The following is a 20920-nucleotide window of genomic DNA, read 5'->3' as shown; positions in this document are numbered from 1 at the left end:
GCTGGGAGCATGGGAACCGGGCCGCTGCTGCTGACCACGCTGGAGCCTCTGGTGGTGGCGCTCCGCGAGGACGGCTACCGGGTCGTCGGCCCGACCGTGCGGGACGGCACGGTCGGGCTCGACGAGCTGGAGTCGGCCGACGAGCTGCCGTACGGCTGGGGGGTCGACGTCGAGCCGGGCGGCTACCGGCTCCGCCGCCGCGCCGACGGTGCCGCCTTCGCGCACGCGGCGAGCCCGCGATCGTGGAAGTCCTACCTGCATCCGCCCCGGCGGCCGCTCTGGACGGCCCGCCGGGACGAGCCCGGCGGCCCGGTCGCCCGGGAGCCCGAGGAGGAGGCATCGCGACTGGCCCTCCTCGGCGTACGCGCCTGCGACCTGCGCGCCATCGCGGTCCTCGACCGGGTCCTCACCGTACCGGGCGGCCGTTACGCCCGGCGCCGGGAGCAGATCTTCGTCGTCGCGGTCAACTGCACCGAGCCGGCCGCGACCTGCTTCTGCGCCGCCACCGGCAGCGGACCCGCCGCGCGGGCCGGTTTCGACCTGGCCCTCACCGAACTGACCGGGCCGGACGGGCTGCGCTATCTCGCCGAGGCCGGCTCCGAGCGCGGGGCCGGGTTGCTGGCCAGGCTGCCCGGCACGCCCGCGGGCGAGGCCGCCCGCACCGAGGCCCGTGCGGCGGTCACTGCGGCGGCCGGGCGGATGGGACGCGGTCTGCCCGAGGGTGACCTGCGGGACCTGCTCGTCGGCGCGCGTACGGCCGCTCGTTGGGACGACGTCGGGCGGCGCTGCCTGACCTGCGGAAACTGCACGATGGTCTGCCCGACGTGCTTCTGCACCAGTGTCGAGGACAGCACCGACCTGACCGGTGGCACGGCGCGCCGCGAGGAGCGCTGGGACTCCTGCTTCGATGTCGACTTCTCCTACCTGCACGGTGGCCCGGCGCGGGCGTCCGCACCGAGCCGCTACCGGCAGTGGCTGAGCCACAAGCTGGGCACCTGGCACGACCAGTTCGGCGAGTCCGGCTGTGTGGGATGCGGGCGGTGCATCGTGTGGTGTCCGGCCGGCATCGACATCACCGAGGAAATGCACGCCCTGGCGGAGGAAGTGCACGCCCTGGCGGCGGAGGAGGTGGCGTCATGATCGTCCGTTCGGCGTACGAGCGGCCGGCCGCGGATCCGTTCCGCCCCGGCCCGGCCACGTCGGCATCGGCGGCCGGGCCCGCGGCGGTCTCCGACGGCATGCTGCCGCTGCCGTACCGGGTCACCCGGCGGCGGGTGGAGACGGACGACACCGTGACGCTCTCGCTGGCGCCGGTGGCGGCGGACGTCGGCCCCTGGGAGCCGGGTCAGTTCACCATGCTGTACGCGTTCGGCGTCGGCGAGGTGCCGATCTCGATCAGCGGTGGCGACGGCGCCACGATCCGGCACACGATCCGGGACGTGGGCGCGGTCAGCCACGCGCTCTGCGCCACGGAGGTGGGCGGGGTGCTCGGCCTGCGTGGCCCGTACGGGCGTGGCTGGGACGTCGGGAGCGCCACAGGTGCGGACCTGGTGCTGGTCGCCGGCGGGATCGGCCTGGCGCCGCTGCGCCCGGTACTGGACCGGGCCCTGGCCCGCCGCCGGTGGTACGGCCGGATCGTCCTGCTGGTCGGCGCCCGTACGCCGGCCGAACTGCTCTACCCGACGGACTACCCGGGCTGGCGGGACGCCGGCATCCAGATGCTCGTCACCGTGGACGGCGCCGGGCCGGGTTGGGACGGGCACGTCGGCCTCGTCACCACCGTGCTGGACCGGGCGGTGTTCGCGCCCGCCAGCACCGTCGCGTTCGTCTGCGGGCCGGAGCCGATGATGCGCGCCACCGCCCGCGCCCTCGGTGATCTCGGCGTGCCGGCCGGAGCCGTGCGGGTGTCGCTGGAACGCAACATGCGGTGCGGGATCGCCCTGTGCGGGCACTGCCAGCTCGGCCCGCTGCTGGTGTGCCGGGACGGTCCGGTGGTCGGCTACGACGTGGCCGGGCCACTGCTCGCGGTGAAGGAGCTGTGATGGCTGCCACCCCCACGCTCGCGGTCTGGAAGTTCGCCTCCTGCGACGGCTGCCAGCTGAGCCTGCTCAACTGCGAGGACGAACTGCTCGCGGTGGCCGGCGCGGTGCGGATCGCCCACTTTCTGGAGGCGTCCCGCGAGGTGGCGGAGGGCCCGTACGACATCTCGCTGGTGGAGGGCTCGGTCAGCACACCGGCCGACGTGGCGCGGATCCACCGGATCAGGGAGGAGTCGCGGATACTGGTGACGATCGGTGCCTGCGCCACCGCCGGCGGCATCCAGGCGCTGCGCAACGGCGCCGATGTGGACGAGTTCCGGCGGGTGGTGTACGCCCGGCCCGAATACGTGGCCACGCTCGCCGAGTCGACCCCGGTCTCGGCACACGTGAGCGTCGACCACGAGCTGCGCGGTTGCCCGATCAGCCGGGCGCAGCTGCTGGAACTGCTCGGCGCGCTGCTCGCCGGCCGGCGCCCGAGCCTGCCCACGCACAGCGTCTGCTTCGAGTGCAAGCTGCGCGGCACGGCATGTCTGCTCGTCGCCGCCCGGACGCCCTGCCTCGGCCCGGTCACCCAGGCCGGGTGCGGGGCGCTCTGCCCGGCGTACGGGCGGGGCTGCTACGGCTGCTTCGGCCCGGCCGCCGGCGCCGACCCCGACGCGCTCGCGCCCGTGCTGCGCGCGGCGGGGCTGTCAGGAGCCGACCTGGCCCGCCTCTACCGGACCTTCAACACGGCGGCACCCGCCTTCCGCGCCGCCGCCGAGGCGGCCGGGGTGCGGCCGGCCGACGGAGGGGATGACGATGACCCACCGCAGTGACCGGAACCTGCGGGTGGCCGGCCTGGCCCGGGTCGAGGGGGAGGGCGCGATGCACGTGCGCGTCCTCGACGACCGGGTCACCGACGTACGGCTGGAGATCTACGAGCCACCGCGCTTCTTCGAGGCGTTCCTGCGCGGGCGCGGGTACACGGAACCACCGGACATCACCGCCCGGATCTGCGGGATCTGCCCCGTCGCCTACCAGATGTCCGCCTGCCGCGCGATCGAGGACGCCTGCGGGGTCGAGGTCGGCGGCGCCCTGGCCGAGTTGCGGCGGCTGCTCTACTGCGGCGAGTGGATCGAGAGCCACGCGCTGCACATCTACCTGCTGCACGCCCCGGACTTTCTCGGCTATCCCGGCGCGGTGGAGCTGGCCCAGGACCACCGGGAGATCGTCGAGCGGGGCCTGGCGCTGAAGAAGGCGGGCAACGCGATCCTCGAGCTGGTCGGCGGCAGGGCCGTGCACCCGATCAACATCAGGGTCGGCGGCTTCTACCGGGTGCCGGACCGGGCCGCTCTCGCCGCCCTGCGGCCGGTGCTCCGGCAGGCCCTGGAGGACGCCCTCACCACGGTGACCTGGGTCGCCGGCTTCGACTTTCCGGATTTCACCCACGAGCACGAGTTGCTGGCGCTGACCGAGCCCGGCCGGTACGCCATCGAGCGGGGCACACCGCGCACCGATCGCGGCCTGACCTTCCCGGTACGCGACTTCGAGCGGCACGTGCACGAGGAGCAGGTGCCGCACTCGACCGCCCTGCATGCCCGACTCGCCGGGCGGGGCCGCTATCTCACCGGACCGCTCGCCCGGTTCGCGCTGAACAGGTCATGGCTCTCCCCGCTGGCGAGCCAGGCCGCCACCGCCGCCGGCCTGGACGGCGTCTGCCGCAACCCGTTCCGCAGCATCGTCGTACGGGCCGTGGAGCTGACCTACGCGGTCGAGGAGGCCCTGCGCCTCGTCGAGGAGTACGAGCCGCCGGCCGTGCCCCACCTGGAGGTGCCGCCCCGGGCCGGTCCCGGGTACGGCGCCACCGAGGCACCGCGCGGGACGCTCTTCCACCGCTACGAGCTGGCCGCCGACGGGACGCTGCGCACCGCCCGGATCGTGCCGCCCACCTCGCAGAACCAGGCCGCCATCGAGAACGACCTGCGTCGCTTCGTGCAGGACCGCCTCGACCTGGACGATCACCGGCTGACCCATGACTGCGAGCAGGCGATCCGCAACTACGACCCGTGCATCTCCTGCGCCACCCACTTCCTCGACCTCACGGTGGAGCGCGAGACCTCGGTGGAAGGCGAGACCTCGGTGGAAGGCGAGACCTCGGTGGAACGTGAAGACTCGGTGGAACGGGGGAGTTCGTGAGTGCCGTCGTCATCGGGATCGGCAACGAGTTCCGCCGCGACGACGGCGTCGGCCCGGCGGTCGTCGCCCTGCTGCGCGGCCGGGACCTGCCCGGCGTGCGGCTGGTCGACTGCGACGGGGAGACCGGGCGGCTGCTGGAGCTGTGGTGCGACGCCGACCTGGTGATCCTCGTCGACGCGGTTCGGACCCGGCAGCCCCGGCCCGGCCGGATCCACCGGCGCAGCATGCACCACGCCGCCGTGGCGGGCCGGCCGGCGAGTTCGCACGGGTCCGACCTCGGCGCGGCGGTGGAACTGGCCCGCGCCCTCGGCCGGCTGCCGAGGTTGTTGCTGCTCTACGCCGTCGAGGCGGCCGACACCTCCTTCGGGGTCGGCCTGTCGCCGGCCGTGGCGGCGGCGGCGGACCGGCTCGCCGCCGAGGTGACGGCGACGCTCCGGCAGGCGTCCGGGCGGCCGGCACCCGTCCGGTCGATCGTCGCCGGGGCACTCCGGCCCGGAGCATCCCCCGGTCCCGGCCCCGGCCCAGACCTCGGCCCGGGCACGGCGGCGGAACCGGAGCCACGGTGACCACCGCCAGCGTGTGGGACCACGCGGAGACGCCGTCCGCCCGGGTCCCCGGTCGGGCGGGGACGACCGCCAGCCGAGCCGCCGGGCGCGGCGGTGGACTGCGCATCGAGGTGCACGGGGTCGTGCAGGGGGTCGGCTTCCGGCCGTTCGTCTACCGTACGGCCGTGGCGTGCGGCCTCCGTGGCGACGTACGCAACGCCGGTGGCCACGTCACCATCCAGGTCTTCGGCCCGGACGGTGCGGTCGCCGCCTTCCTGGACCGGCTCGTGCTGGACGCACCGGGGCAGGCCCGGATCGACCGCGTCGAGACCGTCCCGCTGGACGGCCGGGCCCCGGACACCGCGTTCCGGGTCGTCGCCAGCACCGGCGCCACCGGCGGCGACCGCGACCTGCCGCCCGACCTGGACACCTGCCCGGCCTGCCTGCGCGAACTCTTCGACCCCGCCGACCGCCGCCACCGGTATCCGTTCATCAACTGCACCGACTGCGGGCCGCGCGCCACGATCGTGACCGACCTGCCGTACGACCGGGCACGGACCACCATGGCCGGCTTTCCGATGTGCGACGACTGTGCCGCCGAGTACCACGACCCGGCCGACCGTCGCTTCCACGCCGAGCCGATCGCCTGCCCGGCCTGCGGCCCCCGGCTCGCCTGGTGGACCGGAGCGGCCGGGCACGGCACCGGGGAGGCCGGGCACGGGACGGGGGAGGCGGCGCTATCCGCTGCGATCGCCACCATCGAGGGCGGCGGTCTGGTAGCTGTCAAGGGGATCGGCGGGTACCAGCTCGTCTGCGACGCGACCTCGGCGGCTGCGGTCGCCCGGGTCCGTGCCGCCAAGCACCGGCCGGCGAAGCCGCTCGCCGTCATGGTGCCGGACCTGGCGGCCGCGGAACGCCTGGTCCGGCTCGACGCCGCCGAGCGCGCGCTGCTGTACGACGTCGCCCGACCGATCGTCCTGGCCCGCTCGCGCGCCGGTACGGTCCGCGCCACATGGCGGGCCCCCGGTACGGCGCCCGCCGCGTCGCCGGCCCCCGGTGGCGGGGCGACGGCTGGTCGCGCCGACGGGCCGGCCCTGGCCGCCGGGGTGACCGGCGGGCTGTCCGAGGTCGGGATCTTCCTGCCGTACAGCCCGTTGCACCATCTCCTGCTCGCCGCGCTGGCCCGCCCGCTGGTGGTGACCAGCGGCAACCGGGCCGGCGAGCCGATCGCGACCGAGCCGGCCACCGCGCGCCGGGTGCTCGCCCCGCTGGTCGACGGCGTGCTCGACCACGACCGGCCGATCCACTCCCGTTACGACGACTCGGTGGTGCGGGTCGTCGCCGGCACCCGGCGGGTGCTGCGCCGCGCCCGTGGGTACGCACCCGAAACCCTGCCCCTGCCCGTGTCCGCACCGGAACCGGTGCTCGCCGTCGGGGCACAGCTCAAGCAGACCACGACGCTGGCCATCGGGGACCGGGCCGTTGTCGGCCCGCACACCGGCGACCTGGAGAACGCCGAGACGCTCGCCGCCTTCGAGGAGACCGTCGCGCGGCTGGCCCGGCTCCGCGCCGCCCGCCCCCGCGTCGTCGCACACGACCCGCACCCCGGCTATCTTTCGACCCAGTACGCGGTGGCGCACTTCCCGGCCGACCGGCGGGTGGCGGTGCAGCACCACCACGCGCACGTGGCTGCCGTCGCCGCCGAGCACGGCCTGCCCGAGCCGTTCGTCGGGATCGCCTACGACGGCCTCGGCCTCGGCGCCGACGGCACCTTCTGGGGCGGCGAGGTGCTGCTGGCCGGCTACACCGGCTATCGGCGGGTCGGCCGCTTCGCCCGGGCGCCCATGCCCGGTGGTGCCGCCGCGATCCGCCGCCCGGCCCGGATGGCGCTCGGCTACCTCTTCGGGGTCGAGGACCTCGGCGCCGGCCGCCCCGATCCGGCACTGGCCGCCGCCCTGCTGGCCCGGTTGGACGGCCCCGAGGTCGCGGTGCTGCGCCGGATGGTCGAGCGCCGGCTCAACTGCCCGCTCGCCTCTTCCGCCGGCCGGCTCTTCGACGCCGTCGCCAGCCTGCTCGGTGTCGCCGACGACAGCGGATACGAGGGCGAGGCTGCGATCCGCCTGGAGGCGGCGGCGGAGCCGTATCCCGAGGCGAGCCCGCTGCGCTGGCGCCTGGTCGAACGGGACGGCCTCCGGGTCTACGACCCCGCACCCACCATCGCCGACGCGCTGGAGCGCGCCCTGGGCGAGCCGGCCGGACTGGTCGCGGCCCGCTTCCACAGCACCGTTGTGGAGGTCACCGTCGCGCTCGCCGAGGCCGCCGCCGGTGCGGGTCGTCCGAACCGGACGGTCTGCCTCGGCGGCGGCGTCTTCCAGAACCGCCGACTCGCCGCCGCGACCGTCGCCGCGCTCGACGCCGCCGGCTTCGCGGCCCACCTCGGCGGGCGGATACCGGTCAACGACGGGGGGATCAGCTACGGGCAGGCGGTCGTGGCGGCCGCCCGGCTGGGTGGGAGGTGACCGCGATGTGCCTGGGAATCCCCGGCCGGATCGTCGAGGTACGCGCACCGGCGGATCGGCCGGACCTGCGCACCGGAGTCGTCGACTTCGACGGGATCCGCCGGCCGGTGTGCCTGGTCTACACCCCGGAGGCGGAGGCCGGCGACTACGTCATCGTGCACGTCGGCTTCGCGATCAGTCGCGTCGACGAGGAGGAGGCGGCCCGCACCCTCGCGGTCGTCCGCGCCATCCCGGACGCGCTCGCCGCCGAACTCGGTCCGGACGCGCTCGCCGCCGGACCCGGTCCGGAGGTGCGGGACGGATGAGGTATCTCGACGAGTACCGCGACCCGGTGCTGGCCCGCCGTCTCCTGGCCGAGCTGGGCGAGGTGGCGACCAGGCCGTGGACCATCATGGAGGTCTGCGGCGGGCAGACCCACACGATCGTGCGGCAGGGCATCGACGAACTGCTGCCGGCCGGTATCCGGATGATCCATGGGCCGGGCTGCCCGGTCTGCGTGACGCCGCTGGCAATGGTGGACCGGGCGGTGGCCATCGCCGCACGACCGGACGTGATCTTCACCAGCTACGGTGACATGCTCCGGGTGCCCGGCTCCATCGGTGACCTCGTCGGGGTGAAGGCGCGCGGCGGTGACGTGCGGGTGGTCTACTCGCCGCTCGACGCCGTCCGCATCGCCGAGGCGAACCCGCAGCGGCAGGTGGTCTTCTTCGCGGTCGGGTTCGAGACCACCGCGCCGGCCAATGCCATGGCGGTGCTGCACGCCGAGGCGCGCGGGCTGGCCAACTTCAGCGTGCTGGTCAGCCACGTGCTCGTGCCGCCGGCGATCACCGCGATCCTGGACGCGCCGGACAACGAGGTCCGCGGCTTCCTGGCCGCCGGGCACGTCTGCGCGGTGATGGGCTACACCGAGTACGAGCCGATCGCCGCCCGCTACCGGGTGCCGATCGTGGTCACCGGCTTCGAGCCGCTGGATCTGATCGAGGGCATCCTGATGACCGTCCGCCAGCTCGAGCAGGGGCGTGCCGAGGTGCAGAACCAGTACGCCCGCGCCGTCCGCCGGACCGGCAACACCGCCGCACAGGACGCGATCCGCCAGGTGTTCACGGTGACCGCGCGTACCTGGCGGGGAATCGGCGAGATCCCGGCCAGCGGCCTGGCCCTCGCGCCCCTCTACGCCGGCTACGACGCCGAGCAGCGGTTCGCCGTCGACCAGCTCGGCACCGGCGAACATCCGGCCTGCATCGCCGGGCACATCCTGCGCGGCACCCGGCTGCCGACCGACTGCGCGGCGTACGGCACGGACTGCACCCCCCGCACCCCGCTGGGCGCGCCGATGGTCTCCGCCGAAGGCACCTGCGCGGCGTTCTTCTCCGCCGGGCGCCGCCCGGCAACAGGAGGGAGTCGACGATGGAACTGAGCTGCCCGGTGCCCCGGGTCGAGACCGAACGGGTCCTGCTGGGCCACGGGTCGGGCGGCCAGCTCATGGCCGAGCTGCTCGGCAGGGTCATCACCCCCGGCCTGCTGGCGCCCGGCCCGGCCGAGGACGCCGCGCTCGTACCCTTTGGCGACGGCCAGGCGGTGCTCTCCACCGACAGCTTCGTGGTCACGCCGCGCTTCTTTCCCGGCGGGGACATCGGCGCGCTCGCGGTGCACGGCACCGTCAACGACCTGGCCATGCGCGGCGCCACCCCGGTTGCGCTCTGCCTCGCGTACGTGCTGGAGGAGGGGCTGCCAATCGACGAGCTGGCCCTGATCACCGCCTCCGTGGCGGCGGCGGCCCGCTCCGCCGGCGTGCCGGTCGTCACCGGGGACACCAAGGTCGTCGGCCGGGGTGCCGTGGACGGCATCTACCTCACCACGACCGGCCTCGGCGCGTTGCTGCCCGGCGCCGAGGTCTCCGCCGCGCGCGGACGCCCCGGCGACGTCGTGCTCCTCTCCGGCCCGATCGGCTGCCACGGCACCGCCGTGCTCTCCGCCCGCGAGGACCTCGGCTTCGAATCCGAGATCTGCTCGGACAGCCGGCCGCTGCACCGGCTGGTCGCCCGCATGATCGCCGCCGGTGGTCCGCTGGTGCACGCGTTGCGCGATCCCACCCGGGGCGGGCTGGCCAGTGCCCTCAACGAACTCGCCGCGGCCGCCGCCGTCGGAATCGAGATCGAGGAGGCGCGGCTGCCCGTGCCCGCGCCGGTCGCCGCCGCCTGCGAGCTGCTCGGCCTGGATCCGCTGCACGTCGCCAACGAGGGCTGCCTGGTCGCGCTCGTCGCCCCGCAGGCGGCGGAGGCGGTCCTGGCGGCGATGCGGGACGGCCCGGAGGCCGGATCCGCCCGGGCCATCGGCACGGTCACCGCCGGCACCGCCGGCCGGGTCACCGCGCGCACCCTGGTCGGCTCCAGCCGGGTCGTCGACATGCTCGTCGGCGAGCAACTGCCCCGCATCTGCTGAGCCGGAAGGCGCACCTGCCGGGCGGAAGGGCCGTCCCGACCCTCCCGGCTCCGGCGCCGCCGATCAGTGATCCAGCTCCACGTGCTCGCGCGTCGCGTCCTCCAGGTCACCCGAGGCCGCGACCAGGAGGCGGTGTCCCAGGTCGGAGAGGGCCCGGGCCACGGCGATCTCGTCGTCGATCTCCGGGACGTCGGGCTCGCCGCTGCGCCGTCGCGCCTGACCGGTGCCGACGAGGTCGTCCCGGATCTCGTCGTAGAGCTGGGCCTCCGCGTAGGTGCGCCTCTCCACCTCGCCGATGAGGATCTCGACGTTCCAGCGCTTCATGGCGGTCATGTCGGCCTCCCTGTGCAGATCCGCTCGATCCGGCCCGGACGTCACGGCAGTGGTACGGGCCGCCACGGGGCCGCCCCGAGGATCTCGTCCGCGTCCTCTGCCCGTTTCCAGCCTCGACCGTCGGACGGGCCGGGGGTAGGGCCGTCGGACCCGGGCCTCCGGGACCCGGTGGATCGACTCGGACGGATCGGGCCCGGGAACGTCCCGGCTGCCGGCGCCAGGACGGACAACGGCGGTGTTGCCCGGTCGTCCCCTGCCGGCGGGCCCTCCGACTCTGTGGCCGGAGTTCGGCCCCCGTCTAGCGTCGAAAACGCAGGGCACCAGTCGAGACGCGGGCGCCCGAGCGTCGAGACGCGAAAGCAGTCGAAGGGAAAGCCATGCGTCGCGAGACTTCCGGTCGGATCATCGTCGGAGTGGCCGACACGCTCGCCGGGCTGCGCGCGTTGCGTCTGGCCGTCGCCGAGGCGCGCCGGCGCCGGACGGTGCTGCACGCCGTGCGGGTCTGGGACTACGACACCTCGTGGCAGGGCACCGAGACCTGCTTCGTGCGCGAGATGGATCAGCAGGCCCGGGCCGAGGCGGTCGCGGCCTTCGCCGTGGCCATGGGTGCGGTGCCGACCGACGTCCGGGTCGAGATCACCACCCTGGCCGGGCGGCCCGGAAGCGCGCTGGTCGACCATGCCTGCCGCGACGACGACCTGCTCTTCGTCGGCACGTCCCGGCGGAGCTGGTGGCGCCGGCTGTTCCGCCCCTCGGCCGCGGAATACTGCGCCGTACACGCGTCCTGCCCGGTGGTGGTCGTCCCGGTGGACACCTTCGCGAAAATGGCCGACAGCCGGAGCCAGGCACGGGCGATCATTCGAGACCTCTCGGCGTTCGGCGGCTGACCGTCCCCGGAGGACGGACGGAGCCTCCATCCCACAGGAGAGCGGCCGGCCGGCGTCGCACTCACCGGGAGAGCGGCCGGCCGCTTCCCTGGGGCACAGCTCAGACCCCGGCCGGGGTGGTCGGGGCGTCGATGACCGCCGCGGGTTCCCGTCGCGGGGTGGGTCGGCCCGGCTGGCCGTATCCGATCCGGACGACCATCTGCGGGACCCCGAAGCGGCCGAGTGCGGTGCGCAGCCGCTCCCGCGCGGCCGGCACCTCGATCGGCTGGGACAGCATCGACGCGGCGAGCCCGGCGTCCGTCGCGGTGAGCAGCATCCGCTGCAGGGCCTGCCCGGCGGCGATCCGGTCGGTCCCGGTGTCCGCGGCCGAGCCGAGTACGGCGACGAGGGGCTCCGACTCGACGCTCCGCCCCGGCGCCCCGGGGTGGGCGCCGAAGGGGCGCTGCGGCAACAGGTCCTGCGGCTCGGCGACCGGTCCACCGGCACGGGCCGGCACGCCGTCCGGTGCCGGCCCGTGCCGGGTCCACCGGGCGATCTCGTCCCGGTAGCCGGGGTCGCGTTCGAGGACACGGTTGGCGCTGCGCGCCAGTTCTCCCACCGCCTCCACGGCGGCCGTGCCGACCACGAGTTCCAGCCAGGCGCCCTCGGCGTGGACCGCCTGGACCAACCGCCGTCGGAGATCGCCGGGCACCGGTTCCGGGGAGAACGGTGCCCGACTGCTGTGCCGGTGCGGCACGGCGGCGAGCAGACCGGGCCCGGGGCTGTCCGCCGGGCCGACGCCGCCCGGTTCCAGCCGGGCCACCACGTCGGGATCGTGCCGGTCCGGACAGAGCCGGACCCGCGCGGGTACGCCCTCGGCGGCGAGAGCCAGCCGCAGGTTGAAGAGGGCGGCGCCGCAGGCGATCTGCGCGGCCCAGTCGCCGAGATGGCCGTGGCCGGCGACCGGCAGCGGGCGGTGGCGGTCGACGCGTACCTCGATGTCGCCGCCGCAGAGCCGGAACCGCCAGGGCTGGCTGTTGTGCATCGAGGGGGCGCGGATGGCCGCCGCCACCGCCTTCTCCAGCATCGCGGCGGTATACGCCGTGGTGATCACCTCGCCGCTCCCGTTCGCACGGGCGGGCCGGAGCGCAGGACCTGCGCTCGTGCCGGCCGGACGACCGCGACGGGTCCGGTGGCCCGGTCGAGGGCGCCGTGGGCGACGCTGCCGAGCAGCGCCCTGCCGGCCGGGCCGAGTCGGCCGTGACCGTGGTCGCCGACCACCAGCAGCCGGGCACCGTGCGCCGCCCGCAGCAGGCCCGGCAACGGGCGTCCGGCGCAGACCGCGAACTTCACCGGCACCTGCGGGTACTTGTGCGTCCAGGGCTCCACCGCCCGAGCCAGCAACTCCAGGCCGGCCGGCTCGACCGAGAAGTGCGTGCCGAGGGTGGTCTCGTCGAACCAGTAGTCCTCGCGCTGCCGGGGGGTCACGTGCACGGCGGCGAGGATGGCGCGGTGGGTGGCGGCCCGTTCGAAGCCGTACTCCAGCGCGGCGTCCGGATCGCTGTCGCCGTCCACGCCGACGACGACGTGTCCGAGCAGCGGGGCGGTCGCTTCGGCGCGGACGGGCCGTACCACGACAACCGGTCTGGGCGCGTGCGTGACGACATGGTGTGTGGTGCTGCCGTAGCCGCCCGGATAGTGCCGCGCGGGCGGACCCACCACGACCAGCCCGGCCCGGGTGGCAGCCGCGGCGAGCAGCGTCCCCGGCCGGCCCGGGACGAGCCGCAGGTCGACCCGGTCGCCGCCGAGCCTCGCCCGGGTGGTGGCCACCGCCCGGGCCAGTGGCGGGTCGAACAGTTCGATGACGGCAAGCGAGGGCGTGGCGGCACGGGACGCCAGCGGCGAGTTCGGCGGGCATGCGTGCAGCAGGGTCAGGCGGGCACCGGTGAGAGCCGCCTCGTCGGTCGCCCAGGCGAGGGCCTGCCAGCCACCGCTGCCACCGAGGCCGACCAGGATGGTGGGTCGCACGGCTCTTCCTCCTACTCGCGATCGAGGCTGTGCCGGTGGTCGTCGTCACTACGGCCACCGGTCCGGTCCACCTCCACGATGCGCCGGATACGGGTGGCGGCTGAAGGGCCGGAGGTCCCCACCGGGTGGGCACCAGGGCATTCGGTGCACCGGTCAGCGGGCCCGGATCGGCAGGCTCCGGCTGATCGGGGGCAGCGGCGCCACCTGCACCGAGACCTCCAGCACCCCGCGCTCGTAGGTGGCGCTGAGGGTCTCCTCGGCGGCCCGGCGGGGCAGGGTGACGGTACGGCTGAAGGTCCCGTAGCGGAACTCGGACCCGCCGTGCCGGTGCCAGTCCACCCGCTTGACGTCGATCTTCAGCTCGCCGTCGAAGACGGAGAGGCTGACGTCCTGACCGGGGTCGACGCCGGGCAGCTCGGCCTGCACCACGTACCGGCCGGGCTCGGCGTACTCCTCGATGGTGATGTCGCGTCCGGCGATCCCGCGCAGGGCCCGCTCCAGCGGCAGCAGCCCGGCGCGCAACCGGTCGAGTACGGCAACCATGTCGTCGTCCAATCCTGTCACCGGGGCTCCAGCACCAGGGTCATGGTCGGTCCCTCCCGTCGTCAGGTCTCCTCCGGCACCAGGTCGATGGCGCCGCAGGGGCATTCGGTGACGCAGATGCCGCAGCCCTTGCAGAAGTCGAGGTCGATCGCGTAACGCTCACCCGGGCCCAGCTTGCGTACCGCGTTGTCCGGGCAGACGCCGAAGCAGTTGTCGCACTCGAAACAGTTGCCGCAGGAGAGGCAGCGACGCGCCTCGAACAGCGCGGAGCCCTCGTCCAGGCCGCCGACCACCTCGTCGAAGGTGTCGACCCGCCGGACCGCGTCCAGGGTGGGCCGCACCGTGGCCGGCGCGTCGCTGTAATACCAGGTGTTGAGGCGGTCGAAGCTGGCCAGCGGGTGGCGCGGCGGTGGCACGTACGGCTGCCCGCGCAGCCAGCCGTCGATGTGCCGGGCCGCCTGCTTGCCGTGCCCCACGGCGGCGGTGACCGTACGCGGGGAGGGCACCATGTCACCACCGGCGAAGATCCCCGGCTCCCCGGTCATCATGTCCGACCCGACCTGGACCACGCCGTCCTCGACCGACACCTCCGGCAGGCCCGCCACCACCGACCGGTCCACGTCCTGCCCGATGGCCAGCACCACCGCGTCGGCGGCCAGCTCCTCGTATTCGCCGGTCGGCCGGGGGAAGCCCGTCTCGTCGAGACGCATCTTCTCCACGGTGACCCGTCCGCCGTCGGCCGCCGCGATGGTGGAGAGCCAGCGCATCCGCACGCCCTCCTGCTCGGCCTCGGCCACCTCGAAGGGCTGGGCCGGCATCCGCTCCCGGGTGCGGCGGTAGACCACGACCGCCTCGGTGGCGCCGAGCCGCCGGGCGGTACGGGCGACGTCCATTGCCGTGTTGCCGCCGCCGTACACCACCACCCGCCGGCCGAGCTGCGGCGGTTCGCCGGTGGCGACGTCGCGGAGCACGTGCAGGGCGTCGAGGATCCGGGCGGAGTCGCCGGCCGGGATGTCGGTGCGCCGGCTCAGCTGCGCGCCGACGGCGAGAAACACCGCGTCGAAGCCCTCGCTCCGCATCGCGGCACCGGCATCGACGACCGGCCGGGACAGTTCGAACGTGACGCCCATCGCGGCGATCCGCGCCACCTCCGCGTCCAGGACGTCGCGGGCCAGCCGGTACGCGGGAATGCCGTACCGCATCATGCCGCCGGCCCGGGCCGCCCCGTCCCGTACGGTCACCTCGTGCCCGGCCAGCCGCAGGTGGTACGCGGCGGCCAGCCCGGACGGCCCGGCGCCGACCACCAGCACCCGCCGGCCGGACGGTGCGGCGGTCACCGGCACGCTCCAGCCCCGGCGGATCGCCTCGTCGCCGAGGAAGCGCTCGACCGCGTTGATGCCGACCGCCTCGTCGAGCTGGCCGCGGTTGCACGCGGTCTGGCAGGGGTGGTAGCAGACCCGGCCCATGACGGCCGGGAACGGGTTGTCGGCCATCAGCTTCCGCCACGCCGTCTCGTAGTCGCCGGACTCGGCGTGGTAGAGCCAGCCCTGCACGTTCTCACCGGCCGGGCAGGCGTCGTTGCAGGGTGGGAGCCGGTCGACGTAGACCGGGCGTTCGGTGCGCCAGGCGCCGGTCTTGTTGGCCAGGCTGCTGCCGGCCTGAAGGGTGATGGCGAACGGGAGTCTCATCTCTGCTCCCCGGGCAGGAGGTGGAAACGGTGGATGGTGCGGTCGGCGTCGGCCTGCAGCCGGTCGATGACGTCGTCGCGGCGCTCCGGCGCGAAGAGGTGCCGGAAGCGCGCCTGCGGCCGCAGGTACTCCTCGACCGGGATGCGGTGCCGGATCGGCGACACGGCCGTCACCTCGCCCCGTTCCGCCTCGAAGACCGGGAAGAGTCCACTCTGCACGGCGAGTCGTGCGATCCGGACCGTCTGGCCGGCGTCGCTGCCCCAGCCGAGCGGGCAGGGCACCAGCACGTGCAGGTAGCGGGCGCCGTGCATGCCCATCGCCCGCACCACCTTGTCCTCCAGGTCGTGCAGGTCGGCGATGGTGGCGGTGGCGACGTACGGGATCTCGTGCGCCATGGCGATGAGCGGGGCGCTCTTGCCCTGCCCGAAGACGTTGCCGGGCGCCGGCCCGACCGCCTGGGTGGTGGCGGTACGGGCGGCCGGCGGCGTCGCACCGGAGCGCTGGACACCGGTGTTCATGTAGCCCTGGTTGTCGTAGCAGACGAAGAGCACGTCGTCGCCGCGTTCGAACATCCCGGAGAGGGCGCCGAAGCCGATGTCGACGGTGCCGCCGTCGCCGCCCTGGCCGAGTACCCGGATGTCGGTGCGGCCGCGTACCCGCAGCGCGGTGGCGACGCCGCTGGCGACGGCGGGCGCGTTGCCGAAGAGCGAGTGCAGCCACGGCACCTGCCAGGAGGTCTCCGGGTAGGGGCTGGAGAAGACCTCCAGGCAACCGGTGGCGTTGACGGTGACCAGCCGGCCGCCGGTCGCCCGCATCGCCGCGTCCAGCACGTACCGGGCGGCGAGCGCCTCGCCGCAGCCCTGGCAGGCCCGGTGTCCGGAGGTGAGCGCGTTGCTGCGGCCGGGGTCGGCCTGCACGGTGCGGGCCTCGACGGGCAGCAGCCGGTTGCCGACCGCGAAGCTGCCGGTCTGGTAGAACCGCACCCGCTCCGTGGTCATGACGCCACCTCCGCACCGGCTCGCAGGAGCCGCTCGTCCAGGTCCAGGAAGGTCAACGGAGGGAGCCGGCCGGCGGAGGCTGCCGCGAGCACCTCGCGCAGCGACTCCCGGGTGACCGGGCGGCCGCCGAGGCCGGCGACGACCGTGTGCAGGTGGTGGTCGCCGCGGGGGAGGGCGGCGGCCAGGTCGGCGGTGACGATGCCGCCCACCCCCACCGCGAACGCCCGCTCCAGCACCACGACCCGGCTGGCGCCGCCGAGCGCTTCGGTCACCGCCGCCACCGGAAACGGCCGGAAGGCGGTCAGCCCGAGTACGCCGATCGGCGTCCCCGCCGCCCGCAGCTCGTCGACGGTCTCCTTGAGCGTGCCGAGCACCGAGCCGAGCGCGACCACGACGGTCTCGGCGTCCTCGCACCGGTATCCGGAGAGGACGGGTGTGATCGGCCGGCCGACGGTGGCGGCCAGCTCCCGGGCCAGCTCCGGCAGCCGGTCCAGCGCCGCGAGCTGGTTGGTGTGGGCCAGGTACCGGACCTCGGTGAACGCCTCCGGCCCCACCATCGCCCCGATGGTGACCGGCGCGTCCGGGTCGAGCACCTGGCGCGGTGCGAACGGCGGCAGGTAGCGGTCCACCGCCGCCCGGTCGGGGACGTCGACCGCCTCGACCGCGTGGGTGAGCACGAAACCGTCCATGCAGACCATGACCGGGGTGGAGAGCTCCTCCGCCAGCCGGAAGGCGAGCACGTGCAGGTCGGCGGCGGCCTGGTTGTCCTCGGCGTAGAGCTGGATCCAGCCGGAGTCGCGCTGGCTCATCGCGTCGCTGTGGTCGTTCCAGATGTTGATCGGCGCGCCGATCGCCCGGTTGGCCACCGTCATCACGATCGGCAGGCCGAGCCCGGAGGCGTTGTAGAGCGCCTCGGCCATGAAGAGCAGACCCTGACTGGCGGTCGCCGTGTAGGCCCGCGCGCCGGCCGCGCTCGCGCCGATCGCGACCGACATCGCGGCGAACTCGCTCTCCACGTTGACGAACTCGCAGGAGTCGAGCCGCCCGGACTTCACAAGCGCGGAGAGCGCCTCGACGATGTGCGTCTGCGGCGAGATCGGGTACGCGCAGACGACCTGTGGCCGGCAGCGCGCGACGGTCTCGGCGACCGCACGCGAACCCTCGATCTGGCTAAGCACGGGTCGGCTCCTTCCGCTCGGCGTTCACCAGTTGGTACGCCGCGGTGGCCGCCGCCGCGTTGGCCTCGGCCACCGGACCGGCGAACCGCTGCCGGATCGCGGCGGTGACCGAGTCGATCGGGATCAGGTCGCAGAGCGCGGCGAAGCCGCCGAGCAGCGCCGCGTTGGGCAGCGGCCGGCCGACGTGCTCGCGGGCCAGCCGGGTCGCGGGCACGACGAAGACCCGTCCGTCGAGCCGGGGCAGGCCCAGTTCGGCGACCGTCCGGGTGGAGTTGACCAGCACCAGCCCGCCGCCGACGAGGCCGGCGAAGATCTCCGGCTGGTGCAGGAGGGTGGGGTCCTGCACGATCAGCGCGTCGGGGCGCAGGATCGGCTCCCGCAGCCGGATCGGACGCTCGGCGATCCGGCAGTACGCGACCACCGGTGCCCCGGTCCGCTCCGATCCGAAGCTCGGGAACGCCTGCGCGGAGCGGCCCTCCGCGAACGCGGCGGCGGCCAGCAGCTCGGCGGCGGTGACCACGCCCTGGCCGCCCCGCCCGTGGATGCGTACCTCGAACATCGCGCCTCCTCAGCCGACCAGGGTCTTGACCGCCGCGGTGAGCGCGGTCAGCCCGGCCCGTGCGTCGGCGAAGAGCATCCCGGTCTTCGGATCCGTGTAGAGCTCGTTGTCGAGGCCGGCGTAGCCGTGTCCCATGGACCGCTTGAGCACGATGACGGCGGCGGCCCGGTCGACGTCGAGGATCGGCATGCCGGAGATGGCGTTGCCGGGGCGCCGGGCGGCCGGGTTGGTCACGTCGTTGGCGCCGACCACGAGCGCCACGTCCGCCAGCGGCAGCTCGGCGTTGGCCGCGTCCAGCTCCCGCATGTCCGGGTAGGGCACGTTCGCCTCGGCGAGCAGCACGTTCATGTGTCCGGGCATCCGGCCGGCGACCGGGTGGATCGCGTACGTGACCTCGGTGCCCCGGGCGGCCAGCACGCTGGCGAGTTCGTGCAGCGCGTACTGGGCCTGCGCGGCGGCGAGCCCGTAGCCGGGCACCACCACGACCCGCCGGGCGTAGCCGAGCTGGATCGCCACGTCGTCGGCCGAGACGGCCCGCACGGCGGCGCCGGCCGGGCCGGCGGGACCACCCGTTCCGTCGCCGGTGCCGTAGCCGCCGAGCAGGATCGCGCCGAGCGACCGGTTCATCGCCGCCGCCATCAGCCCGGTGAGGATGGCACCGGAGGCGCCGACGAGCGCACCGGCCACCACCAGGACGCTGTTGCCGGTGGCGAGGCCCGCCATCGCGACGGCGGTGCCGGTGCAGGCGTTGAGCAGCGAGATGACGACCGGCATGTCGGCGCCGCCGATCGGCAGTACCAGGGCGACGCCGAAGACGAGCGCCGTGCCGGCGAGGACGGCGAGCGCGGCGCCGCCACCGTAGCCGTAGATCAGTACGCCACCGGCGACCGCCGCCGCGACGGCCAGGGCGCCGCCGGCGAGCCGGGCGCCCGGGAAGACCACCGGCCGGCCGGGTACCACACCCGCCAGCTTGCCGGCCGCCACCAGCGAACCGGCGAAGGTGACCGCGCCGATCGCCACGTCCAGGGCGGCCGGCACCCGCACCGACGCCGCCTCCGCCGGTGGCAGCAGCTCGGGCACGGCGACCAGCGCCGCCGCGCCGCCACCCACCGCGTTGAAGAGGCTTACCAGCTGCGGCATGGCGGTCATCGGGACGGATCGGGCGCCCCAGAGCCCGGCCACCGTGCCGACCGCCGCACCGGCGGCCAGCACCGTCCAGCCGGTCGGGGTGGTACCGCCGGAGTCGGCGAGCAGCACGAGGGTGGCGGCGACCGCGACGGTCATCCCGGCGATCGACAGGTGGTTGCCACGCCGGGCGGTCGCCGGGGCGTTCATCAGGTGCAGGCCCAGCACGAAGCAGGTGGCGGCGGCGAGGTACGCCAGCCGGACGACGGTCTCGACGGCGCTCATCGTGCGCTCCCCGCCGTGCTGCCGGTCGAGGGGTGCGACGTTCCGGGCGCGGTGCCGGTGGAGGCGCGCGGCGCCGTCGGGGCCCGGAACATCCCGAGCATCCGGTCGGTGACGACGTATCCGCCGACGACGTTCATGGCCGCGAACGCCGCCGCGACGAAGCCGAGCGCGTACCCGCCGGTGCCGCTCGCGCTGGCGGCGACGATCATCGCGCCGACCAGGATGACCCCGTGCACCGCGTTCGTCGCGGACATCAGCGGGGTGTGCAGGGTGGCCGGGACCTTCCCGATCACCTCGAAGCCGACGAGCAGGGCGAGCAGGAAGATGCTCAGGGTGGCCAGCAGTTCGGCACTCACGACGGCACTCCTTCGTGGACTGTCCGGCCGTCGTGGGTGAGCACCACGCCGGCCTGGATCTCGTCGGTCAGGTCGATGGCGGGCCTGCCGTCGCGGACGAGGTGCCGCAGCAGGGCGATGGCGTTGCGCGAGTACGCGGTCGACGCCGCGACCGGGACGGTGGCGGCGAGGTTGCCGGCGCCGACCACCGTGACCCCCTCGTCGGTGACGAGCGTGGTCCCGGGCCGGGCGACCGACACGTTCCCGCCGAGCGGCCCGCAGGCGGCGTCGACGATCACCGAGCCCGCCGCCATGGCCTTGACGGCGTCGTCGTCGACCAGCAGCGGCGGCCGGCGCCCGGGTACCAGCGCGGTGGTGATGAGGATGTCGTGCCGCCGCAGGTGCGCCGCGAGGGCGGCCCGCTCGGCCCGCTCCTCACCGGCGGCGAGAGCCCGGGCGTAACCACCGTCGCCGGCACCGGCGGGGGAGGCCAGATCCAGGAAGGTCGCGCCGACGGAGGCGACCTCCTCGCGGGACTCGGGCCGGATGTCGTACGCCGACACCACCGCACCGAGCCGGCGTGCGGTCGCCATCGCCTGCAGTCCGGCGACGCCGGCACCGAGCACCAGCACCCGGGCCGGGCGCACCGTGCCGGCGGCGGTGACGAGCATCGGGAAGTAGCCGCCGTACGCGTTCGCCGCGACGAGCACGGTCTTGTAGCCGGCCACGTTCGCCTGCGAGGTGAGCGCGTCCATCGGCTGGGCCCGGCTGAGCCGCCGGGGGAGTCCCTCGAAGGAGACCCCGGTGACGCCGAGCGCCGCGAGCCCGCGGAGGTAGTCCGGGTCACCGGCGCCGCCGAGCATGCCCAGCACCAGCTGTCCGCCGTGCAGCCGGGGGCCGGGCCGGCCCACCGTGAGCAGCACGTCCGCGCGGTCGTACGCCTCCTCGGCGGTGACCACCTCTGCGCCGGCCGCCGCGTACGCGTCGTCGGGGAAGTAGGCCCCGCCGCCCGCGCCCGACTCGACCAGCACCGTGAACCCGGCGGTCCGCAGTTCGCGGACGCCGTCGGGTACGAGGGCGACGCGCCGCTCGCCCGGTACGCACTCCCGTGGAACCGCCACGGTCAGACCGCCCATCGCCCGGATCCCTCCATCGGTGGCCTCCTGTTCGGCGGCGCCCGCCGGGCCACCGGGTTCGACTCCGGCATCGGCGGTCCCCGTCGTGCGACGGTGGGCCGGTCCGGACGGACCACGGCGCCGCAC

General features: G+C 74.8%; 21 protein-coding genes. 10 read left to right on the top strand and 11 right to left on the bottom strand.

The annotated features are described in order from the left end of the window. Positions 1-9 precede the first annotated feature (9 nt). Genes ACN27G_RS16410 through hypE form a run of 9 tightly spaced genes read left to right on the top strand, consistent with a single transcriptional unit; the run spans position 10 to position 9720 of the window. Positions 10-1140, top strand: a complete 1131-nt coding sequence (locus ACN27G_RS16410; RefSeq protein ID WP_421493687.1) for a 4Fe-4S dicluster domain-containing protein — start codon at positions 10-12, stop codon at positions 1138-1140. Next, positions 1137-2042 (top strand): FAD/NAD(P)-binding protein, encoded by a 906-nt coding sequence (locus ACN27G_RS16405; protein WP_421493686.1) that lies wholly within the window; start codon positions 1137-1139, stop codon positions 2040-2042. Before ACN27G_RS16410 ends, ACN27G_RS16405 begins: the two co-directional genes overlap by 4 nt. Continuing rightward, positions 2042-2854, top strand: a complete 813-nt coding sequence (locus ACN27G_RS16400; RefSeq protein ID WP_421493685.1) for an oxidoreductase — start codon at positions 2042-2044, stop codon at positions 2852-2854. The genes ACN27G_RS16405 and ACN27G_RS16400 overlap by 1 nt, the downstream gene beginning before the upstream one ends. Beyond that, positions 2838-4214: a Ni/Fe hydrogenase subunit alpha gene (locus tag ACN27G_RS16395; protein WP_421493684.1), complete on the top strand. Its 1377-nt coding sequence runs from the start codon at positions 2838-2840 to the stop codon at positions 4212-4214. Before ACN27G_RS16400 ends, ACN27G_RS16395 begins: the two co-directional genes overlap by 17 nt. Then, positions 4211-4780: a hydrogenase maturation protease gene (locus ACN27G_RS16390; RefSeq protein WP_421493683.1), complete on the top strand. Its 570-nt coding sequence runs from the start codon at positions 4211-4213 to the stop codon at positions 4778-4780. Before ACN27G_RS16395 ends, ACN27G_RS16390 begins: the two co-directional genes overlap by 4 nt. Continuing rightward, on the top strand, positions 4777-7278 hold the full coding sequence (locus ACN27G_RS16385) for a carbamoyltransferase HypF (protein WP_421493682.1): 2502 nt from the start codon (positions 4777-4779) through the stop codon (positions 7276-7278). The genes ACN27G_RS16390 and ACN27G_RS16385 overlap by 4 nt, the downstream gene beginning before the upstream one ends. A gap of 5 nt (positions 7279-7283) precedes the next feature. Continuing rightward, the gene (locus ACN27G_RS16380) at positions 7284-7583 is read left to right on the top strand and encodes a HypC/HybG/HupF family hydrogenase formation chaperone (RefSeq protein WP_421493681.1); all 300 of its coding nucleotides are present in this window, start codon (positions 7284-7286) and stop codon (positions 7581-7583) included. Then, positions 7580-8695 carry a hydrogenase formation protein HypD gene (hypD, locus tag ACN27G_RS16375; RefSeq protein ID WP_421493680.1) on the top strand — a complete coding sequence of 372 codons (1116 nt, stop codon included), beginning with the start codon at positions 7580-7582 and terminating at the stop codon, positions 8693-8695. The genes ACN27G_RS16380 and hypD overlap by 4 nt, the downstream gene beginning before the upstream one ends. After that, positions 8686-9720 (top strand): hydrogenase expression/formation protein HypE, encoded by a 1035-nt coding sequence (gene hypE / locus ACN27G_RS16370; protein ID WP_421493679.1) that lies wholly within the window; start codon positions 8686-8688, stop codon positions 9718-9720. The genes hypD and hypE overlap by 10 nt, the downstream gene beginning before the upstream one ends. Before the next feature lie 63 nt (positions 9721-9783). On the opposite strand, the gene ACN27G_RS16365 is transcribed toward hypE, so the two are convergent. After that, positions 9784-10053, bottom strand: a complete 270-nt coding sequence (locus ACN27G_RS16365; RefSeq protein ID WP_421493678.1) for a dsRBD fold-containing protein — start codon at positions 10051-10053, stop codon at positions 9784-9786. Positions 10054-10430: 377 nt separating this feature from the next. Here ACN27G_RS16365 and ACN27G_RS16360 point away from each other — a divergent pair, with 377 nt between their 5' ends. Beyond that, positions 10431-10940, top strand: coding sequence for a universal stress protein (locus ACN27G_RS16360; RefSeq protein ID WP_421493677.1), 510 nt, complete (start codon positions 10431-10433; stop codon positions 10938-10940). 100 nt (positions 10941-11040) lie between these two features. Here ACN27G_RS16360 and ACN27G_RS16355 read toward each other — a convergent pair whose 3' ends face one another. From ACN27G_RS16355 to ACN27G_RS16310, 10 genes are all read right to left on the bottom strand, one after another. Next, a complete protein-coding gene (locus tag ACN27G_RS16355; protein ID WP_421497338.1) occupies positions 11041-12030 on the bottom strand; it encodes an Acg family FMN-binding oxidoreductase in 990 nt (329 codons plus the stop codon). After that, positions 12030-12947, bottom strand: a complete 918-nt coding sequence (locus ACN27G_RS16350; RefSeq protein WP_421493676.1) for a universal stress protein — start codon at positions 12945-12947, stop codon at positions 12030-12032. Before ACN27G_RS16350 ends, ACN27G_RS16355 begins: the two co-directional genes overlap by 1 nt. A gap of 153 nt (positions 12948-13100) precedes the next feature. Beyond that, positions 13101-13511, bottom strand: coding sequence for an Hsp20/alpha crystallin family protein (locus ACN27G_RS16345; RefSeq protein ID WP_421493675.1), 411 nt, complete (start codon positions 13509-13511; stop codon positions 13101-13103). A 41-nt stretch (positions 13512-13552) separates the two neighbouring features. Continuing rightward, positions 13553-15178, bottom strand: coding sequence for an NAD(P)-binding protein (locus tag ACN27G_RS16340; protein WP_421493674.1), 1626 nt, complete (start codon positions 15176-15178; stop codon positions 13553-13555). Further along, positions 15175-16176, bottom strand: coding sequence for a thiamine pyrophosphate-dependent enzyme (locus tag ACN27G_RS16335; protein WP_421493673.1), 1002 nt, complete (start codon positions 16174-16176; stop codon positions 15175-15177). The genes ACN27G_RS16340 and ACN27G_RS16335 overlap by 4 nt, the downstream gene beginning before the upstream one ends. Continuing rightward, positions 16173-17354, bottom strand: a complete 1182-nt coding sequence (locus ACN27G_RS16330; protein WP_421493672.1) for a hypothetical protein — start codon at positions 17352-17354, stop codon at positions 16173-16175. Before ACN27G_RS16330 ends, ACN27G_RS16335 begins: the two co-directional genes overlap by 4 nt. Next, positions 17347-17913, bottom strand: a complete 567-nt coding sequence (locus tag ACN27G_RS16325; protein ID WP_421493671.1) for a 2-oxoacid:acceptor oxidoreductase family protein — start codon at positions 17911-17913, stop codon at positions 17347-17349. The genes ACN27G_RS16330 and ACN27G_RS16325 overlap by 8 nt, the downstream gene beginning before the upstream one ends. Before the next feature lie 9 nt (positions 17914-17922). Next, positions 17923-19323, bottom strand: coding sequence for an NAD(P)(+) transhydrogenase (Re/Si-specific) subunit beta (locus tag ACN27G_RS16320; protein ID WP_421493670.1), 1401 nt, complete (start codon positions 19321-19323; stop codon positions 17923-17925). Then, positions 19320-19679, bottom strand: a complete 360-nt coding sequence (locus ACN27G_RS16315; RefSeq protein ID WP_421493669.1) for an NAD(P) transhydrogenase subunit alpha — start codon at positions 19677-19679, stop codon at positions 19320-19322. Before ACN27G_RS16315 ends, ACN27G_RS16320 begins: the two co-directional genes overlap by 4 nt. Continuing rightward, a complete protein-coding gene (locus ACN27G_RS16310) occupies positions 19676-20794 on the bottom strand; it encodes an NAD(P) transhydrogenase subunit alpha (RefSeq protein ID WP_421493668.1) in 1119 nt (372 codons plus the stop codon). Before ACN27G_RS16310 ends, ACN27G_RS16315 begins: the two co-directional genes overlap by 4 nt. Between the last annotated feature and the right edge of the window lie 126 nt (positions 20795-20920).

It is taken from the genome of Plantactinospora sp. WMMB334, assembly GCF_049179095.1.
Lineage (GTDB): Bacteria > Actinomycetota > Actinomycetes > Mycobacteriales > Micromonosporaceae > Plantactinospora.
Note: the sequence above shows the minus strand (reverse complement) of the source record. Positions and strands in the feature narration are given on the sequence as shown.

What these genes read in the sequence shown, in the direction of transcription:
- ACN27G_RS16310 (WP_421493668.1), bottom strand. Translation starts at nt 20,794, where the DNA reads ATGGGCGGTCTGACCGTGGCGGTTCCACGGGAGTGCGTACCGGGCGAG.
- ACN27G_RS16410 (WP_421493687.1), top strand. Translation starts at nt 10, where the DNA reads ATGGGAACCGGGCCGCTGCTGCTGACCACGCTGGAGCCTCTGGTGGTG.
- ACN27G_RS16340 (WP_421493674.1), bottom strand. Translation starts at nt 15,178, where the DNA reads ATGAGACTCCCGTTCGCCATCACCCTTCAGGCCGGCAGCAGCCTGGCC.
- ACN27G_RS16325 (WP_421493671.1), bottom strand. Translation starts at nt 17,913, where the DNA reads ATGTTCGAGGTACGCATCCACGGGCGGGGCGGCCAGGGCGTGGTCACC.
- ACN27G_RS16320 (WP_421493670.1), bottom strand. Translation starts at nt 19,323, where the DNA reads ATGAGCGCCGTCGAGACCGTCGTCCGGCTGGCGTACCTCGCCGCCGCC.
- ACN27G_RS16400 (WP_421493685.1), top strand. Translation starts at nt 2,042, where the DNA reads ATGGCTGCCACCCCCACGCTCGCGGTCTGGAAGTTCGCCTCCTGCGAC.
- ACN27G_RS16405 (WP_421493686.1), top strand. Translation starts at nt 1,137, where the DNA reads ATGATCGTCCGTTCGGCGTACGAGCGGCCGGCCGCGGATCCGTTCCGC.
- hypE (WP_421493679.1), top strand. Translation starts at nt 8,686, where the DNA reads ATGGAACTGAGCTGCCCGGTGCCCCGGGTCGAGACCGAACGGGTCCTG.
- ACN27G_RS16395 (WP_421493684.1), top strand. Translation starts at nt 2,838, where the DNA reads ATGACCCACCGCAGTGACCGGAACCTGCGGGTGGCCGGCCTGGCCCGG.
- hypD (WP_421493680.1), top strand. Translation starts at nt 7,580, where the DNA reads ATGAGGTATCTCGACGAGTACCGCGACCCGGTGCTGGCCCGCCGTCTC.
- ACN27G_RS16360 (WP_421493677.1), top strand. Translation starts at nt 10,431, where the DNA reads ATGCGTCGCGAGACTTCCGGTCGGATCATCGTCGGAGTGGCCGACACG.
- ACN27G_RS16380 (WP_421493681.1), top strand. Translation starts at nt 7,284, where the DNA reads ATGTGCCTGGGAATCCCCGGCCGGATCGTCGAGGTACGCGCACCGGCG.
- ACN27G_RS16335 (WP_421493673.1), bottom strand. Translation starts at nt 16,176, where the DNA reads ATGACCACGGAGCGGGTGCGGTTCTACCAGACCGGCAGCTTCGCGGTC.
- ACN27G_RS16365 (WP_421493678.1), bottom strand. Translation starts at nt 10,053, where the DNA reads ATGACCGCCATGAAGCGCTGGAACGTCGAGATCCTCATCGGCGAGGTG.